At 71.4% G+C, this 16,667-nt stretch carries 15 protein-coding genes; 10 read left to right on the forward strand and 5 right to left on the reverse strand.

What is annotated here, in order from left to right; genetic code table 11:
* Nucleotides 1-77 precede the first annotated feature (77 nt).
* Nucleotides 78-314, forward strand: coding sequence for a hypothetical protein (locus tag ACGGAQ_RS13365; protein ID WP_393048860.1), 237 nt, complete (start codon nt 78-80; stop codon nt 312-314).
* Nucleotides 315-330: 16 nt separating this feature from the next.
* On the opposite strand, the gene ACGGAQ_RS13370 is transcribed toward ACGGAQ_RS13365, so the two are convergent.
* A complete protein-coding gene (locus tag ACGGAQ_RS13370) occupies nt 331-1,104 on the reverse strand; it encodes a DeoR/GlpR family DNA-binding transcription regulator (protein ID WP_393048190.1) in 774 nt (257 codons plus the stop codon).
* A gap of 37 nt (nt 1,105-1,141) precedes the next feature.
* On the reverse strand, nt 1,142-3,133 hold the full coding sequence (locus tag ACGGAQ_RS13375; RefSeq protein WP_393048193.1) for a beta-galactosidase: 1,992 nt from the start codon (nt 3,131-3,133) through the stop codon (nt 1,142-1,144).
* A 286-nt stretch (nt 3,134-3,419) separates the two neighbouring features.
* Here ACGGAQ_RS13375 and ACGGAQ_RS13380 point away from each other — a divergent pair, with 286 nt between their 5' ends.
* The 7 genes from ACGGAQ_RS13380 to ACGGAQ_RS13410 all read left to right on the forward strand — a co-directional run bounded on the left by ACGGAQ_RS13380 (nt 3,420) and on the right by ACGGAQ_RS13410 (nt 10,863).
* Entirely contained in the window at nt 3,420-4,748 is a 1,329-nt protein-coding gene (locus tag ACGGAQ_RS13380) for an ABC transporter substrate-binding protein (protein ID WP_393048196.1), read from the forward strand.
* 21 nt (nt 4,749-4,769) lie between these two features.
* Entirely contained in the window at nt 4,770-5,726 is a 957-nt protein-coding gene (locus tag ACGGAQ_RS13385) for a carbohydrate ABC transporter permease (RefSeq protein ID WP_393048198.1), read from the forward strand.
* Complete coding sequence (locus ACGGAQ_RS13390; protein ID WP_393048201.1) at nt 5,723-6,637, forward strand: carbohydrate ABC transporter permease; 915 nt, start codon at nt 5,723-5,725, stop codon at nt 6,635-6,637. The genes ACGGAQ_RS13385 and ACGGAQ_RS13390 overlap by 4 nt, the downstream gene beginning before the upstream one ends.
* On the forward strand, nt 6,634-8,769 hold the full coding sequence (locus ACGGAQ_RS13395) for an alpha-galactosidase (protein ID WP_393048204.1): 2,136 nt from the start codon (nt 6,634-6,636) through the stop codon (nt 8,767-8,769). The genes ACGGAQ_RS13390 and ACGGAQ_RS13395 overlap by 4 nt, the downstream gene beginning before the upstream one ends.
* A 94-nt stretch (nt 8,770-8,863) precedes the next feature.
* Complete coding sequence (locus ACGGAQ_RS13400; protein WP_355063832.1) at nt 8,864-9,265, forward strand: YciI family protein; 402 nt, start codon at nt 8,864-8,866, stop codon at nt 9,263-9,265.
* A 3-nt stretch (nt 9,266-9,268) separates the two neighbouring features.
* A complete protein-coding gene (locus ACGGAQ_RS13405; protein WP_393048863.1) occupies nt 9,269-10,534 on the forward strand; it encodes an RNA polymerase sigma factor in 1,266 nt (421 codons plus the stop codon).
* Nucleotides 10,535-10,542: 8 nt separating this feature from the next.
* A complete protein-coding gene (locus tag ACGGAQ_RS13410) occupies nt 10,543-10,863 on the forward strand; it encodes a multidrug efflux SMR transporter (protein ID WP_234581628.1) in 321 nt (106 codons plus the stop codon).
* Nucleotides 10,864-10,917: 54 nt separating this feature from the next.
* Here the strand turns inward: ACGGAQ_RS13410 and ACGGAQ_RS13415 are convergent, their stop codons facing one another.
* Nucleotides 10,918-12,324, reverse strand: a complete 1,407-nt coding sequence (locus tag ACGGAQ_RS13415; protein ID WP_393048208.1) for a cellulase family glycosylhydrolase — start codon at nt 12,322-12,324, stop codon at nt 10,918-10,920.
* Nucleotides 12,325-12,701: 377 nt separating this feature from the next.
* On the opposite strand from ACGGAQ_RS13415, the gene ACGGAQ_RS13420 reads away from it, so the two are divergent.
* Together ACGGAQ_RS13420 and ACGGAQ_RS13425 are read left to right on the forward strand one after the other, a co-directional pair.
* Entirely contained in the window at nt 12,702-13,664 is a 963-nt protein-coding gene (locus ACGGAQ_RS13420; protein WP_393048211.1) for a TIGR03557 family F420-dependent LLM class oxidoreductase, read from the forward strand.
* A gap of 47 nt (nt 13,665-13,711) precedes the next feature.
* Nucleotides 13,712-14,494 carry an alpha/beta fold hydrolase gene (locus ACGGAQ_RS13425; RefSeq protein WP_393048213.1) on the forward strand — a complete coding sequence of 261 codons (783 nt, stop codon included), beginning with the start codon at nt 13,712-13,714 and terminating at the stop codon, nt 14,492-14,494.
* Nucleotides 14,495-14,644: 150 nt separating this feature from the next.
* On the opposite strand, the gene ACGGAQ_RS13430 is transcribed toward ACGGAQ_RS13425, so the two are convergent.
* Nucleotides 14,645-15,784 carry a hypothetical protein gene (locus tag ACGGAQ_RS13430; protein ID WP_393048216.1) on the reverse strand — a complete coding sequence of 380 codons (1,140 nt, stop codon included), beginning with the start codon at nt 15,782-15,784 and terminating at the stop codon, nt 14,645-14,647.
* A gap of 74 nt (nt 15,785-15,858) precedes the next feature.
* Nucleotides 15,859-16,656: an endonuclease/exonuclease/phosphatase family protein gene (locus ACGGAQ_RS13435; protein ID WP_393048219.1), complete on the reverse strand. Its 798-nt coding sequence runs from the start codon at nt 16,654-16,656 to the stop codon at nt 15,859-15,861.
* Between the last annotated feature and the right edge of the window lie 11 nt (nt 16,657-16,667).

Below are 16,667 nucleotides of genomic sequence, written 5' to 3' on the forward strand. Positions count from 1 at the left end.
CGGACCGGATCTTCGTACCGCTGCCTCGGGCCGCCGTGCTGGCATTCACCGAGCCGGCCGAACCGCCGCCCCGACACGTGATTCACCTGCCGGTGGCGGTCGCCGACCTGGCCGAGGCGCTGAACCTGGCCCGTAGGCTCGCCCGTTCGCTGACCTCGACCACGCAGGTCGACGTCGCCGGGACCACCGTCTCGGCCGAGGACGCGCAGCACGTACGACATTGGGTTTTCTGCGACCGGATCATGCCTGATCGCCGCCGGTGTGTGCGGCAGGCGGACCACGGCGGCGCCTGCCTGCCCGTCGACGGGCCCTAGACGCCCTGCCAGCCGGTCACGTGTCGACGACGACCAACTCGCCGACCTGTTCGCCGATCGTGGTGCGGGCGTCCGCCGGCAGCCCACGGTCGGTGATCAGTACGTCGGCCGCCTCCAGTGGGGCGATGGTGGCGATGCCGATCGTCTCCCACTTGGTGTGGTCGGCGAGCACCACGAGCCGGCGGGCCGCGCCGATCAGACACCGGTTGACGCCGGCCTCCAGCAGGTTCGGCGTGGTGAAGCCGGTACGCGGGCTGAGCCCGTGCACACCCAGGAACAGCAGATCGACGTTGAGCGCGCTGATCGCGGCCTCGGCCACCGGGCCGGTCAGCGCGTCGGACGGGGTACGGATGCCGCCGGTCAACACGACAGTCTGGTCGGCGCGCGGGTTCTGGTAGAGCGCGTCGGCCACCGGGATCGAGTTGGTCACCACGGTCAGCCCGTGCACATCGGAGAGCAGGGTGGCCAGCGCGGCGGTGGTCGTCCCGGCGGACAGCGCGATGGCCATCCCCGGCTCCACCATCATGGCTGCCCGCTCGGCGATCGCCCGCTTCTCCGTCTGCTGGCGGATCGACTTCGCGGCGAACCCGGGCTCCTCGGCCGAGCCCGGCCCGGCCAGGGTCGCTCCGCCGTGGACCTTGTCCACCAGGCCGCGCTCGGCCAGCACCTCCAGGTCGCGCCGGATCGTCATGTCGGACACGCCGAACCGGCTGACCAGGTGGCTCACCCGCACGCCGCCACGCTGGCGGATCAGATCAAGGATGGCGGTCTGCCGCTGCTGGGCCAGCATCTGGGGAACCTCCTTCGCATCGTGGCTGTCGCCCAAATCAGGCCCGGTCCTCGCGGACCACGGCCACCTCGCCGGCCGGCACTGTCAGCTCACCCGTACACCGCGTCCCGGTCAACAGCTCGGTGCCGCTTGCTGCGACGCGTACCTCGGTCTCGGTGTGGTTGATCGCGAACAGCCAGGTCCGCTCGCCGTCGCGCCGTCGTACCACCTCCACCCCGGTCGGCGCCTGCGCCACCGGACGGACCCCGGCCTCGTCGAGCAGCCGGGCGACGAGCCGGTCGGTGGCCGGCTCGTCCAGCCGGGTGCCGACGTACCAGGCGGCGCCCGCGCCGACCGGCCGCCGGGTCAGCGCGGGCACGCCCGGCAAGGGCCCATCGGTGTACGACGCCAGCACCTCGGCGTCGTCGGCGTGCAGCCATTCGGTCCACACGTCGGCGGTGCTGCCGTCGTCGAGCCGGACCCGCTCGCCCTCGCGCAGCGGGAAGAACTCCTCGGTCCGTACGCCGAGCAGGTCCCGGAACGCGCCGGGGTAGCCGCCCAGCCGGATGTGGTCGTTGGGGTCCACGATGCCGCTGAAGTAGGTGACGGCTGCCGTGCCACCGGCCTCGACGAACCGGCGCAGCGCGTCGGCGTCGGCGTCGCGGACCAGGTAGAGGGTGGGCACCAGGACCAGGCGGTAGTCGCTGAGGTCGGCCGACGGGTGGACGATGTCGGCGGTCACGCCGGCACGCCACAACGCGCCGTAGAGGGCGTTGATCCGGTCGGCGTAGGTGACGTCGGCGCTGGGGTGCGAATCCAGCTCGACCGCCCACCAGGCCTCCCAGTCGAACAGGATCGCCACGTCGGCGTCCACCCGGCTGCCGCGGATCTCGGCCAGCGCCTTGAGGTCCGCGCCGAGCTGGCAGACCTCGCGGAACACCTTGGTGTCGGGGCCGGCGTGTGGCACCAGCGCGGAGTGGAACTTCTCCGCGCCGGCCCGGGAGGCCCGCCACTGGAAGAACAGCACCCCGTCGGCGCCGCGGGCGACGTGCGCCAGGCTGTTGCGGCGCAGCTGCCCGGGCAGCTTGGCCACGTTGCGCGGCTGCCAGTTGACAGCGCTTGTGGAGTGCTCCATGAGCAGCCACGGGTCACCGCCGGCGACGCCCCGGGTGTGGTCGGCGGCGAACGCCAGCCCGAGGTGCGCCTGCGGGTTGGCGGCGGTCAGGTAGTGGTCGTTGGACACCAGGTCCACATCGGGGGCCCAGGAGTGGTAGTCCATGTGCTTGACGCCCATGCCGATCATGAAGTTGGTGGTGACCGGTTGGCGGACCAGCGTCGCCAGCACCTCGCGTTCCGCGCGCAGTTGGGCGCGCTGCTCGTCGGAGGAGAAGCGCAGGAAGTCGAGTTGCTGGGTGGGGTTGGCGAAGGTCGGCGCGGTGCGCGGCGGGTTGATCTCGGCCCAGTCGCCGTAGCGCTGGCTCCAGAAGGCCGTGCCCCAGGCGTCGTTGAGCCGGTCCAGGTCGCCGTAGCGTTCCCGCAGCCACCCCCGGAACGCCTCGGCGCTCACGTCGCAGTAGCAGTGCACGTTGTGGCAGCCCAGCTCGTTCGAGACGTGCCACATGACCACTGCGGGATGCTCGGCGTACCGGCCGGCGACCGCTCGCACCAGCTCCAGGGAGCGCTCGCGGAACACCGGGGAGCTGGGGCAGTACGCCTGCCGGCCGCCCGGCCAGAGGATCGCGCCGTCGGCCCGGCGGGGCAGCGTCTCCGGGTGCGCGCGGGCCAGCCAGGGTGGCGGGCTGGCGGTGGCGGTGGCCAGGTCGACCTGGATGCCGCCGTCGTGCAGCAGATCCAGGACCCGGTCCAGCCAGCCGAACTCGAACCGGCCCGGGGCGGGCTCCAGCAGAGCCCAGGAGAAGATGCCGACGGAGACCAGGTTGACCCCGGCCCGGCGCATCAGCTCGACGTCCTCCGACCAGGTCTGCTCGGGCCACTGCTCGGGGTTGTAGTCGCCGCCGAAATAGATGCCGTTCCCCTGCCATCGCCGCATGACAGCTGAGGGTGCACCCGCCGCCGTACGGAAGTCAACAGGTTCCAACATCGACTTTGTTTCCAACGTTTACCACGTAACAGCCGTATCACGACTGGGTTATCAGAGGCGAACAGCCCTCTTGACAGCGGCCTATGGAGGGGTAGCTTGAGGCCCCAACTGGCCGATCGTGTTCGCCAATGTGGATTCTCGGTGGATCACGATGCGTATCCACAAGGCCGGACGCTCTCTTCACCACCCCTGACGGCCCTTGGGCGTAGCACCTCTTCATCCGCAGGAGGCACAGATGTCCCGTCCCCGATCCCAAGCCGAGTACCTGGCTCGGCTCGTACCGCCCTCCGTCGCCGGCATCAACCGACGGTCGCTGCTGGCCGGCGCGGCCGGCACGGGCGCGCTGCTCGGCACCGGTCTGCTCGCCGGCTGCGGCGACGACTCCGGCTCCGGCGGGTCCAGCAAGGACGTGTCGCTCGGATCCAACCAGTCCGACCCGAAGCCCAAGGACGTCCTCGCGAAGGTCGCCGACGGGTTCAAGACCGCCTCCGGCGTGCAGGTCGCGATCAACACGGTCGACCACAACACGTTCCAGGAAAACATCAACAACTACCTCCAGGGCAAGCCGGACGACGTCTTCACCTGGTTCGCCGGCTACCGGATGCGCTTCTTCGCCCAAAAGGGCCTGGCCAGCGACATCAGCGACGTGTGGGGCAAGCTCTCCGGCTACTCGGACGCCTTCAAGAAGGCCTCCACCGGCGACGACGGCAAGCAGTACTTCGTCCCGGCGTCGTACTACCCGTGGGCCGTCTTCTACCGCAAGTCGGTCTGGCAGCAGCACGGCTACCAGGTGCCCACCACGCTGGACCAGTTCACCGCGCTCGGGGCGCAGATGAAGAAGGACGGCCTCATCCCCATCGCCTTCGCCGACAAGGACGGCTGGCCGGCGATGGGCACCTTCGACATCCTCAACCTGCGGATCAACGGCTACCAGTTCCACGTCGACCTGATGGCCGGCAAGGAGGCCTGGACCTCCGACAAGGTCAAGAAGGTCTTCGACACCTGGGCCGGCCTGCTCCCCCTGCACCAGCCGGACAGCCTCGGCCGCACCTGGCAGGAGGCGGCGCAGTCGCTGCAGCAGAAGAAGAGCGGGATGTACCTGCTCGGTCTCTTCGTCGGGCAGCAGTTCAGCAACGACGAACAGAGCGACCTGGACTTCTTCACGTTCCCCGAGATCGACCCGTCCATCGGCGCGAAGGCCCTGGACGCCCCGATCGACGGCTACATGATGGCCCGCAAGCCCAAGAACGAGGACAACGCCCGCAAGCTGATGGAGTACTTCGGCGGCAAGACCGCCGCGGACATCACGGTCAAGAGCGACCCGACCACCCTGGTCGCCAACACCGGCGCCGACGTCAGCGGCTACACCGCGCTGCAGAAGAAGGCCGCCGAGCTGGTCGGGTCGGCCACCGAGATCGCGCAGTTCCTCGACCGGGACACCCGGCCGGACTTCGCCTCCACGGTGATGATCCCGGCGATCCAGCAGTTCATCAAGAACCCCAAGGACATCGACGGTCTCACGTCGTCCATCGAGAACCAGAAGAAGTCGATCTTCACTGACTGACGGCGGAAGGGGGAGGACATCGTGTCCGACCTGCCCCTGATCCAAGCGGATCGCGCCGTGCCGCCGCCGGCAGCGACCACCTCAACGGGTGGTCGTCGCCGGCGGCTACGGCTCCTGTCCCGCACCGACCGCGTGGTCATCACGCTGATGGTGCTCGTCCCGCTGCTGCTCGTCACCGCCTTCGTCTGGTTGCCGGCGCTGGCGACCGTGGTGCTCTCCGGCACCGACTGGGACGGCATCGGCCCACTGAACGAGATCGACTTCGTCGGCGCTCGCAACTACAGCGACGTCGTGAACATCTACCCGCCGTTCGTGCCGGCGATCCAGCACAACCTGCTCTGGCTGGCCGTGCTGTTCGTGGTCGCCACCCCGTTCGGCATGTTCCTGGCCGTGCTGCTCGACAAGGAGCTGCGCGGCAGCCGCTTCTACCAGACGGCGTTGTACCTGCCGGTGGTGCTCTCGCTGGCGCTGATCGGCTTCGTCTGGCAGCTGCTGTACTCCCGCGACCAGGGTCTCATCAACGCCGTCTTCAACAGCAACGTCGACTGGTACGGCGACTCGAACGTCAACATCTGGGCGGTCATGATCGCCAGCGGCTGGCGGCACGTCGGCTACATCATGCTGCTCTACCTCGCCGGCCTGAAGGGCGTCGACCCGTCGCTGCGGGAGGCCGCCGCCGTCGACGGCGCGTCGGAGCGCCGGACGTTCTTCCGGGTGGTGTTCCCGGTGCTGCGGCCGATCAACATCATCGTGCTGGTGGTGACGGTGATCGAGTCGCTGCGCGCGTTCGACCTGGTCTGGGTCGTCAACAAGGGACGCAACGGTCTGGAGCTGATCTCGGCGCTGGTCACCCAGAACGTGGTGGGTGAGGCGAGCCGGATCGGCTTCGGCTCCGCGCTGGCGACGATCATGCTGGTCGTCTCGCTGGTCTTCATCACCATCTACCTGGCGACCGTGATGAGGGAGGACCGGGAATGAGCACCGCAACCGTGACCCGGCGTACCGCGGGTGGCACCGACACCCCGGTCCGCCGCCGCAAGCTAACCCCGGCGCGGCTGCTGCTGCACGGCTTCCTCATCGCCGTCTCGCTGGCCTGGCTCTTCCCGATCGCCTGGGCGGTGCTGACCTCGCTGCGCTCCTACGAGTACACGGCCGCCAACGGCTACGTCTCATTCGGCGGCTGGACCTTCGACAACTACGTCACCGCCTGGCGGACGGCGGAGTTCGGCAAACACTTCCTCAACTCGGTCTACATCACCGTGCCGGCGGTGCTGCTGACGCTCTTCCTCGCCTCCTGCGTGGCGTTCGTCATCGCCCGGTTCAACTGGAAGATCAACCTCGTCCTGCTCGGGGTGTTCACCGCCGCCAACCTGCTGCCCCAGCAGGCGTTGCTCATCCCGCTGTTCCGGCTGTTCACCGAGGTGCCGCTGCCGGAGTTCATGAGCGACTCCGAGCTGCTCTACGACAGCTACTGGGGCCTGATCCTGATCAACGTGGCCTTCCAGTGCGGGTTCTGCGTCTTCGTGCTCAGCAACTACATGAAGGCGCTGCCCCGCGACCTGTACGAGGCGGCGATGGTCGACGGGGCCAGCGTCTGGCGGCAGTACTGGCAGGTCACCATGCCGCTGTGCCGGCCGGCCCTGGCAGCGCTCGCCACCCTGGAGGTGACCTGGATCTACAACGAGTTCTTCTGGGCCACCGTCCTCATGCGCACCGGCGACAAGTTCCCGGTGACCAGCTCGCTCAACAACCTGCGCGGTGAGTTCTTCACCGACAACAACCTGGTCTCGGCGGGCAGCGTGCTCGTCGCGATCCCCACCCTGGTGATCTTCTTTATGCTCCAGCGGCACTTCGTCCGGGGCCTGACCTTGGGAGCCTCCAAAGGATGACGATCCTGCACCTGCGCCGTGCGCGGACCAGCCTGGTGCTCGACGCGCGCGGCCCGGGGCTGCCCCGCGTCGTGCACTGGGGCGGCGACGTCGGCGACCTCGACGACGACGCCCTGCGCCAGCTCACCGACGCGACAGTGCCACCCGTGGTGCCGAGCAGCTTCGACGAGCCGCCCGCGCTGTCCCTGCTGCCCGAGGCGAGCGCCGGCTGGAGCGGTCGGCCGGGACTGGTCGGGCATCGTGACGGGCGGGACTGGTCCAGCGCGTTCCGGCTCGACGGTCTCGACGTCGACCAGCCCTCCGACGCTCCGGCGCAGGTCACCGTGCGGGCGTCGGACCGGGTCGCCGGGCTGGGCCTGACCATCGAGATCACGCTGGACCGGTACGGCCTGCTGACCATTCGCCATCGCCTGCGCAACGACGGCGACGGCGCGTACGAGGTGCACGGGCTGACGCCGGTGCTGCCGGTGCCGGCGGTCGCCACCGAACTGCTCGACCTGACCGGCCGCTGGTGTCGGGAACGCTCGCCACAGCGGCACCCCTGGCAGCACGGCGCCTGGGTCCGCGAGGGCCGGCACGGGCGCACCGGGCACGATGCCACGCTGTTGCTGGTCGCCGGCACCGCCGGGTTCGGCTTCGGCCACGGCGAGGTCTGGGCGGTGCACACCGCGTGGAGCGGCGACCATGTCACCGTCGCCGAGCGGCATCCCACCGGCGAGTCCACCCTCGGCGGCGGCGAACTGCTGGCGCCCGGCGAGATCCGGCTCGCCCCCGGCGAGCAGTACGACACTCCCCTGCTCTACGCCGTCTGGTCCGACGTCGGGCTGGACGGGCTCAGCGACGTACTTCATTCGCATCTGCGGGCCCGGCCCGGACACCCGCGCTCCCCCCGCCCGGTGACCCTCAACGTCTGGGAGGCGGTCTACTTCGACCACGACCTGGACCGGCTGCGGGCCCTCGCCGACCGGGCCGCGCACCTCGGCGTGGAACGGTTCGTGCTCGACGACGGCTGGTTCCGCGGCCGGCGCGACGACACCGCCGGGCTCGGCGACTGGTACGTCGACGAGGGCGTCTGGCCCGACGGCCTGCAACCGCTCATCGACCACGTGACCGGCCAGGGCCTTCAGTTCGGCCTGTGGGTGGAGCCGGAGATGGTCAATCCCGACTCCGACCTGTTCCGCGCGCACCCGGACTGGCTGCTGGCCGTGCCGGGGCGGCTACCGCCGGCCTGGCGCAACCAGCAGGTGCTCGACCTGGGCCGCCTTCAGGCGTACGACTATGTGCTGGAACGCCTCGACGCGCTGCTGCGCGACCATCCGGGCATCAGCTACCTCAAGTGGGATCACAACCGGGACCTCACCGAGGCCGGGCACCACGGCCGGCCCGGGGTGCACGGGCAGACCCTCGCGGTCTACCGCCTGCTCGACGAGCTGCGCCGCCGACATCCCGGCGTCGAGATCGAGAGCTGCTCGTCCGGCGGCGCCCGGGTGGACCTGGCCATTCTGGCCCGCACCGACCGGGTCTGGGCCAGCGACTGCAACGACGCCCTGGAACGGCTCAGCATCCAACGCTGGACCGGTCTGCTGCTGCCACCGGAGCTGATCGGCACGCACATCGGCCCGGAACGCTCGCACACCACCAACCGCGTACACGACCTGGGTTTCCGGGCGGCCGCGGCGCTGTTCGGCCACCACGGCATCGAGTGGGACATCGCTTCGATCAGCGCTGCCGAACAGGCCGAGTTGGCCGCGTGGGTGGCACTGCACAAGCGGCTGCGCCCGCTGCTGCACGCCGGCCGGGTGGTCCGGATCGACCACCCGGACCCGGCCGTCTGGGCGCACGGCGTGGTCGCCACGGACAGGACCCGAGCGGTGTACGCGGTGGCCCGGCTGGCCACCTCGGCGGCGCAGACCCCGGGCGCGGTACGTCTGCCGGGCCTCGACCCGGCCCGGCGTTACCGGGTACGAGCGGTGGCGGACGTACCGCCCCCGGCGACCATCGAGCGGGCCGCGCCACCGTGGCTGGCCTCCGGTGTCACGCTCAGCGGAGCGGCGCTGGCCCGGGTGGGTGTGCAGTTGCCCGCGTTGCACCCGGAGCAGAGCCTGGTGCTGGAGGTCGACGAGGCCAGCTAGAAAATTTCCCCGCCGGAGTGTCGAGAACGGTGACGCGTGCTTCTACCTCAGGGTGAGAGCACCGACGACGGTGCGCGGACGTGAGGGGCGAACCATGAAGTACATGCTGCTGATGCAGTTCAGCGCCACCGGGACCGACTTTCCGAGCATCGACACCTGGACCCCGGACGAGGTCCGGGCCCACATCGCGTTCATGGGCGAGGTCAACGAGAAGCTCACCGCCGCCGGGGAGTGGGTCGACGCGCAGGGCCTCGGTGGCCCGCAGCAGGCGCGGATCGTGCGTGCCGGCGAGGGCGGGACGCCGGTGGTCACGGAGGGGCCGTTCGCCGAGACGAAGGAGTTCCTCGCCGGCTTCTGGATCGTCGACTGCGACAGCCCGCAGCGGGCGGTGGAGGTGGCCGCGTACATCTCCACCGCGCCCGGCCCCGGTGGCCGGCCGCTGAACATGCCGATCGAGGTGCACCCGGTGATGTCCGCACCCACTGAGGAGTTGTGAGGGCTGACCACCGATCCCCACATCGAGGACCTGCTGCGCGAGTTGGCGCCGCAGGTCCTCGGCGTGCTCGCCCGCCGGTTCGGTGACTTCGCCACCGCCGAGGACGCCGTACAGGAGGCGCTGCTCGCCGCCGCGACCCAGTGGCCGGCCGACGGGCTGCCCGCCAACCCGCGCGGTTGGCTGATCCAGGTCGGCTACCGCCGGATGATCGAGCTGATCCGCGGCGAGCAGGCCCGGCGCCGCCGGGAGGACCTGGTCGCCCGCCGCGATCCGGACGACCGGCAGTACGCGCCGGCAGCGGACGAGGAGTTGACCGCCGAGCGGGACGACACCCTGGTGCTGCTCTTTCTGTGCTGCCACCCGGCGCTCGCCCCCGCATCTGCTGTCGCGCTGACCCTGCGCGCGGTCGGCGGGCTCACCACCGCCGAGATAGCGCGCGCGTTCCTGGTGCCCGAGGCGACAATGGCCCAGCGGATCAGCCGGGCCAAGCAGCGGATCCGCGCGTCCGGGCTGCCGTTTCGGATGCCGGAGGAGGCGGAGCGGGCCGAGCGGCTGTCCGCCGTCCGGCAGGTGCTCTACCTGATCTTCACCGAGGGGCACACCAGCACCGCCGGCCCGGCCCTGCGCCGCGTCGACCTCGCGGCCGAGGCGATCCGGCTGACCCGCGCGCTGCACATCCGGCTGCCCGACGACAGCGAGACGGCCGGGCTGCTGGCGTTGCTGCTGCTCACCGAGGCGCGCAGCCCGGCGCGCACCGGCCCCTCCGGAGAGTTGATCTCCCTGGCCGACCAGGACCGCAGCCGCTGGGATGCCGCGGCGATCGCCGAGGGCGTCGCCCTGGTCACCCGGGCGCTGCCGCGCGGCCCGGTCGGCCCGTACCAGGTGCAGGCCGCCATCGCCGCCCTGCACGACGAGGCGCCGAGCACCGACGCGACCGACTGGCCGCAGATCCTGGCGCTGTACGAGGTGTTGGAACTGCTCGCCGGCACCCCGGTGGTGGCGCTCAACCGGGCCGTGGCGACCGCCATGGTGCACGGGCCGACAGCCGGCCTCACCGCTCTCGACGCCCTGGGCGACGATCCCCGGCTGGCGGGGCACCACCGGCTGGCCGCCGCCCGCGCGCACCTGCACGAGATGGCCGGCGACCGGGAGCGGGCGATCGCGGACTACCGCGCCGCCGCCGCGCGTACCAGCAGCCTTCCCGAACAGCGCTACCTCACCATGCGGGCCGCCCGGCTCGCCGCCGGTCCACTGACCACCGAGGACTGAGGAGCCGGATGGCGTACGTGCTGCTGGGGATCGCCATCCTCGCGGAGGTTCTGGCGACCAGCCTGATCAAGAGCACCGCCGGATTCAGCCGCCTCTGGCCGACGCTGGGATGCCTGACCGGGTACGCGCTGGCGTTCCTCCTGCTGGCCCAGGCCGTGAAGGAGATACCGGTCGGTGTCGCGTACGCCCTCTGGTCGGGCCTCGGCACCGCGGCCATCGTGGCGATCGGCGCGGTGTTCCTGGGCGAGTCGGTCGGGCTGGTCAAGCTCGCCGGCATCGCTCTGATCATCGCGGGGGTGGTCATCGTGAACCTGACCGGGGAGCACTGACCGCGGCCGGCGCGGTGGCCGGGCCCGATGCGGGCCCGGCCACCTGGACGTCGGTCAGCTTGCCGTGCAGCTCACCTCCGGCTTGGGGTTGGTGCCGGTCCAGCTGCCGATGAAGCCGAAGCTGGCGCTGGCGCCGGCGGCCAGCCGGCCGTTGTAGTCCACGTTGCGCGCGGTCACCGTGGATCCGCTGCTGGTCACGGTCGCGTTCCAGGCCTGGGTGACGCTCTGACCGCTGGCGAAGGTCCACCGGGCGGTCCAACCGGTGATCGCGCTCGTGCCGGCGGTCACCCGCACCTCGCCCTGGAAGCCACCCTGCCACTGGTTGGTGATGGTGTAGCTGGCCGAGCAGCCACCGGCGGGCGGCGGCGTGGTCGGCGGAGGCGTGGTCGGCGGCGGGGTGGTCGGCGGGGGCGTGGTGGGCGGAGGCGTCGTCGGCGGCGGGGTGGTCGGCGGGGGCGTCGTCGGCGGCGGGGTGCCGCCGAAGACGCTGGCCTCGCGGGCGGTCTGCCGGATGCCGTTGACGCCGTTGAAGATCCGTTGCCCCCAGGTGGTCAGGCTGGCCGGGTTGAACGCGGTCGCCATGTCGAGGTACTCCACGCCACCCCCGTTGCCGCTCCACGACCAGCCCAGCCAGCCGATCCCGTTGGCCTGGCTGTACGCGAGGATGGTGTCCTCGTCCGGGTCACCGTCGGAGTGGTTGAAGCCGAACTCACCGACCACGATGGGCAGCCCGGCCGCCCGGAAACGGCCCAGGTAGTCGGTGATCTCGGCGGCGGTGTCGAAGACGCCGTACATGTGGATGGAAAAGACCGTGTTGCGGGCCGGGTCCGCGGCGAAGACCGCGGCGGCGTTGTCGCGCATGGTGAACGACCAGTCCTGCCCCCAGTTCGGGGCGTCCACCATGATGGTGTGGGTCAGCCCACCGGCCCGCAGTCGCTTGATCGCGTTGGCGTTGTCGGTGGCCCACGAGGCGTAGTTCTGGTTGCCGTACGGCTCGTTGCCGATGTTGACGAGGACGTACCGCTCCTGGCCGACCAGCACATCCTTCAGGCTGAGCCAGTAGTCGACGGCGCGGTCCAGCGTGATCGCGCCGCTCTGCTCGCCGTAGCCGGTGGTGTCGTGCACCTCCAGCACGCAGATCAGCCGGTTGGCCTTGCACAGCGAGATGACGTTGGCGACGTCGGCGTTGGTGTTGCGGGTCCACCGGTCGCCGCTGGCGAGCACCACCCGCACGGTGTTCGCGCCGAGTGCCTTGACGTTCGCGAACGTGCTGGTCTGCTGCGGATACCAGGTGTGGGCGTGGTTCACCCCACGCATGATGAATTGGGCGCCGTTGGCGTCGTACAGCTTGCCGCCCGCGACGGAGAAGCCGGCCGCGGCGTGCGCCGGCTGGCTGAACGCCAGCACGGCGAGGAGCAACGCGAGCAGGGCCGAGCCGGCGGCGGAGAGTCGAGTCTTCATGGCCTTCCTCAGGGAGGACCCCCGGTGCCCGACAGGGGTGGGACGTGACAGGGGAAGGCGGCTGCAGCCCGACAGCCGCCGCCCGGCTCCCGGCGGCGCTCGCATCAGCCTAGGGCGATGGATCAGCCCTAGCAACCGGTTCAGTAGCCTGGTCAGGGACGCGGACAGCCGTAACGGCCCGCGTGGAAGCGGGCCGTCACGGGGCGGTCATCCCCACCACAGGATGTGCGCCGGACCGTAGGTCTTAACCGGTTAAGACGACCGTAGGCCGGTCGCTGGCATCCGTCAAGCATCAGCCGTCCGAACCGGACGAGAGGGTTGACGGCTGCTGACCTGGGTATCTCGGGACGAACCGTCGGCGAGAAGGAGATACCCGGATGGTGAGCGTCGGCTACACCCTGATGTGCGAGCAGGCCGGTCCGAAGCAGCTGGTGGACCACGCGGTGCGGGCCGAGGCGGCCGGCTTCGACCAACTGGTGATGTCTGATCACTACTATCCCTGGCTCGACGCCCAGGGCCACTCCCCGTACGCCTGGTCGGTGCTCGGCGCGGTCGCGCACGCCACCTCCCGCGCGGAGCTGATGTCCTTCGTGACCTGCCCGATCCGCCGCTACCACCCGGCCGTGGTCGCGCAGAAGGCCAGCACCATCGGGGCGCTCTCGGACGGGCGGTTCACCCTCGGCCTCGGCGCCGGGGAGAACCTCAACGAGCATGTCGTCGGCGGCTGGCCGCACGTACAGCAGCGCCACGAGATGTTCGAGGAGGCGCTGCAGATCATCCGGCCGCTGCTCAACGGTGAGACGTTGACCTTCTCCGGAAACCACTTCGACGTGCCCGACGCCTACGTCTGGGACCGCCCCGAGCGGCCGGTGCCGATGGCCATCGCCGCCTCCGGCCGGCAGTCCGCCACCCTGGCGGCCGAGTACGGCAACGGCCTCGTCTCCACCGAGCCCGACCGGCACATCATCGAGATGTACGACGACGCTGGTGGCGTCGGCCAGCCCCGCTACGGGCAGGTCGCCATCTGCTACGGCCCGGACGAGGCCGAGTGCCGCAAGATCGTGCACGACCAGTTCCGCTGGTTCGGAATGGGTTGGAAGGTCAACGCCGACCTGCCCGACCCGGACGCCTTCGCCGCCGCCACCCAGTTCGTCAGGGAGGAGGACGTCGCCGAGGGCATCTCCTGCGGCCCGGACGTGGACGCGCACGTCGAGGCGTTCCGCAAGTTCGTCGACGCCGGCTTCACGCACGTGGCGATCATTCAGGTCGGCGGCGAGAGCCAGCCGATGTTCCTGGACTGGGCACAGGAGCAGCTACTGCCCCGGCTGCGCCAACTGTGAGGCGGACGCCTTCCGGTCGATTCGGGCCGGCCCAGCTGCGGCTCGCCATGGCCGCGCCTCGGCCGGCCGCCGGCTTGACCAGCGAGTGGCGGCTGGTCGACGGGCTGCGTACCCACACCCGGCGTGGCCCGGACCCCGGCACCGGCAACCCACCCGTGGTCCTGGTGCACGGCCTGGCGGTCTCGCACCGCTACCTCACCCCGCTGGCCGTCGCGCTCGCCGAAACCCATCCGGTGTACGTGCCGGACCTGCCCGGCTTCGGCCTGACCGCGCACCCCGACGGCGCGTACGACGTGCGCCAGCACGCCGCGCACCTGGCCGCCTGGCTGGCCGCGTACCGGTTGCCGCCGGTCTGCCTGCTCGGGCACTCGTTCGGCGCCGAGGTGGCCGCCGCGCTCGCGGCGACCCACCCGGAGGCGGTACGCGCGCTGGTGCTGGCCGGGCCGACCGCCGACCCGGCCGGCCGGTCGCGCCGGGCCCAGTTCGGCCGGTGGCTGGTGGACACCCTGCGCGAGTCGCCGTTGCAGACGCCGATCCTGCTCCGGGATGTCTGGAACGCGCGACCCTGGCGGGTCCTGGCGACGTTGTCGCACTCGGTCCACAACACGATCGAGGCGGACCTGGTCCGGATCACGGCGCCGACCCTGGTCGTCAGCGGCGCGCGGGATCCCGTCGCGCCGGCCGACTGGCGAGCCCAGGTGGCCCGGCTGGCGCCGGACGCCGACCTGGTGGTCGTCCCCCGGGCCGCACACAACGTGGCCACCACAGCTCCGACGGCGGTCGCCGACGCGATCCGCCAGCTTCTTGCCCCGACACTCGCGAACAGGTGAAACCCATGCGCTTCGGCAACACGGAGATCCGTCCCCTCGGCGGCGGCCTCGGCTGCCTCCTGATGATCCTCTTCTCGATCCTCGCCTCGGTGTTGCTCACCGTGCTGCTCAACGTGCTGATCTGAGAGCACCCTGCCGGGTCGGGCGCCGTCAGCGCCGCAGACCCAGGGCGGTGAGCACCTCCCGGGAGGCCAGGCGGGCAGGGTCGAGCACCGAGCGGCGCATCCAGCGCGCGGCAGGGGTGACGGTGGCCCGCCAGGCTGCCCGTACGCCGTGTGCCACCGGTACGACCGTCACCGACCAGACCCAGCGCACACCCCGCAGCAGGGGGCGCACGGTGTGCCGCCACAGCCAGCGCAGTCCACGCCCGAGCGGGCGCAGGAGCCCTCGGTAGACCAGCCGCAGCAGCCAGCCGGCCGTGCGCCAGGCGCCGACCACGGCGATGACGATCAGCCGACCCAGGCCGCGAACCGCCCACCAGATCCCCCGGGCCAGCCCGACGAGCGCCACGCCCAGCCCACCGACGAGCAGGACGAGGCCGCGTACGAGCAACCGCCCGACGGGCCTGAGCGCCGCGCCCAGCCAGCGCAGCGGCCGCCGGATCAGGTGATCGGCGAGCCAGACCAGCACGCGACCCAGACCGACGACGGGCGGACGCAGCACGTTGCGGACCACCCAGAGCAGGGGATCCCACAGCAGACGCCGAACCGCCCGCCCCGCCGCCGAGCCCAGAGCGGCCAGCGCGCCGCCCAACCAGACCAGCGGCAGCCAGACGAGCGTGCGGACCACCCACGCGATCCCCCGGCCCAACCACACCAGCGGAAGCCAGACGAGCGTGCGCGCCACCCACGCGATCCCCCGGCCCAACCAGACCAGCGGAAGCCAGACGAGCGTGCGCGCCACCCACGCGATCCCCCGCCCGAGCCACACCAGCGGCAGCCAGACGAGCGTGCGGGCGCACCAGAGCAGGGGCAGCCAGAGCAGCCGGTGCAGCGCCCAGGCCAGGGGGGCGAGCACCCACTGCCGCAGGAACCGGCCGGCCGGGCTGATCAGGTGCCGGCGCAGCAGCCGGCCGGCAGCCGCGAACAGCTCCCAGAGCAGGCGTACCGGCAGCACCACGGCCAGCGCCACGGCGCGCGCGACGGCCGCGACCAGCGGGAGCGCGACGGCGGCCGGCTCCGGCGTGTGCGGTGCCGGCCGATCGCGGACCGGACGCGTCACGGTCGGCGCGATCGGGTGCGCGGTTCGCGACGCGGGCGGTGGTGCGGGAACGGTGGGGCCGTCGGTCACGGTGGCACGGTAACCGGGCCGCGCCAGCGGTGGGGATCGGCGTACGTCGCACCGCGTCGGCGGTACGGGCAGCGTCAGCCGACGCCCAGGTCCAGCGTGGTCAGCAGCGGATAGTGATCCGAGGCCGTGTCCGCGGCGCCACCACGGATCACCTGGCAGCCACGCACCCGCTCGGCCACCGCGCGGCTGCCGAAGAGGTAGTCCAGCCGCATGCCGGCGAATTCGGCCCCGCCGAAGCGGGTGGGCACGGTGCGACCGTCGGCCTCCGGCGCTGCGACGTTGGACGACGGCCACAGGTCGACGAGGTCGGCGGCGAGCAGGCGGGCGATCGCGCGGGTGTCCACGGCGCCACCGCCCCGACGCACATGCCGTCGCCGGTAGATGGCGCTCAGGCCCGCCAGGCGAGCGGTGTGGTCGACCGTCGGGTCGAGCGAGTTGAGGTCGCCGGCGAGCAGCGTCAGCGGCCCCGGGGCGCGGCGCAACGCCGCCACCAGCCAGTCGACCTCCATCCGCCGGCGTCCCCCGGAGTACGGGTAAAGGTGGGTGCCGAGCACGGTGAGCGGGCCGGCCGAGGTGGACACCACGACGCGGGCGGCGGCGTGGTGGAACGGCCGGCGCAGCGCCCCCGCGGCGAGAACCCGGTACGGCGGCCGGACCAGCACCGCCACCGGCTGCCCGAAGCAGGACCGGGCCAGGTGGGGCGTCATCCCCACCCGACCCGCCACCGTGGCCAGCAACCCGTCTGAGTCGAAGCCGCGCAGCTCCTGCAGGGCCAACACGTCCGGCCGATGCTGGTCGATGACCTGGACCACCTGATCCAGCCGGTCGGAGCCACCGCGGTCCCGGCCGCCGGTGCGGATGTTCCAGGTCATCACCCGCACGG

This window comes from Micromonospora sp. NPDC047557 (assembly GCF_043205095.1).
Taxonomy (GTDB): domain Bacteria; phylum Actinomycetota; class Actinomycetes; order Mycobacteriales; family Micromonosporaceae; genus Micromonospora.

Bases quoted from the DNA above. Each gene is read 5' to 3' on its own strand.
- ACGGAQ_RS13370 (WP_393048190.1), bottom strand. From the start codon at position 1,104: ATGCTGGCCCAGCAGCGGCAGACCGCCATCCTTGATCTGATCCGCCAG.
- ACGGAQ_RS13375 (WP_393048193.1), bottom strand. From the start codon at position 3,133: ATGCGGCGATGGCAGGGGAACGGCATCTATTTCGGCGGCGACTACAAC.
- ACGGAQ_RS13380 (WP_393048196.1), top strand. From the start codon at position 3,420: ATGTCCCGTCCCCGATCCCAAGCCGAGTACCTGGCTCGGCTCGTACCG.
- ACGGAQ_RS13390 (WP_393048201.1), top strand. From the start codon at position 5,723: ATGAGCACCGCAACCGTGACCCGGCGTACCGCGGGTGGCACCGACACC.
- ACGGAQ_RS13395 (WP_393048204.1), top strand. From the start codon at position 6,634: ATGACGATCCTGCACCTGCGCCGTGCGCGGACCAGCCTGGTGCTCGAC.
- ACGGAQ_RS13400 (WP_355063832.1), top strand. From the start codon at position 8,864: ATGAAGTACATGCTGCTGATGCAGTTCAGCGCCACCGGGACCGACTTT.
- ACGGAQ_RS13410 (WP_234581628.1), top strand. From the start codon at position 10,543: ATGGCGTACGTGCTGCTGGGGATCGCCATCCTCGCGGAGGTTCTGGCG.
- ACGGAQ_RS13415 (WP_393048208.1), bottom strand. From the start codon at position 12,324: ATGAAGACTCGACTCTCCGCCGCCGGCTCGGCCCTGCTCGCGTTGCTC.
- ACGGAQ_RS13420 (WP_393048211.1), top strand. From the start codon at position 12,702: ATGGTGAGCGTCGGCTACACCCTGATGTGCGAGCAGGCCGGTCCGAAG.
- ACGGAQ_RS13425 (WP_393048213.1), top strand. From the start codon at position 13,712: ATGGCCGCGCCTCGGCCGGCCGCCGGCTTGACCAGCGAGTGGCGGCTG.
- ACGGAQ_RS13435 (WP_393048219.1), bottom strand. From the start codon at position 16,656: ATGACCTGGAACATCCGCACCGGCGGCCGGGACCGCGGTGGCTCCGAC.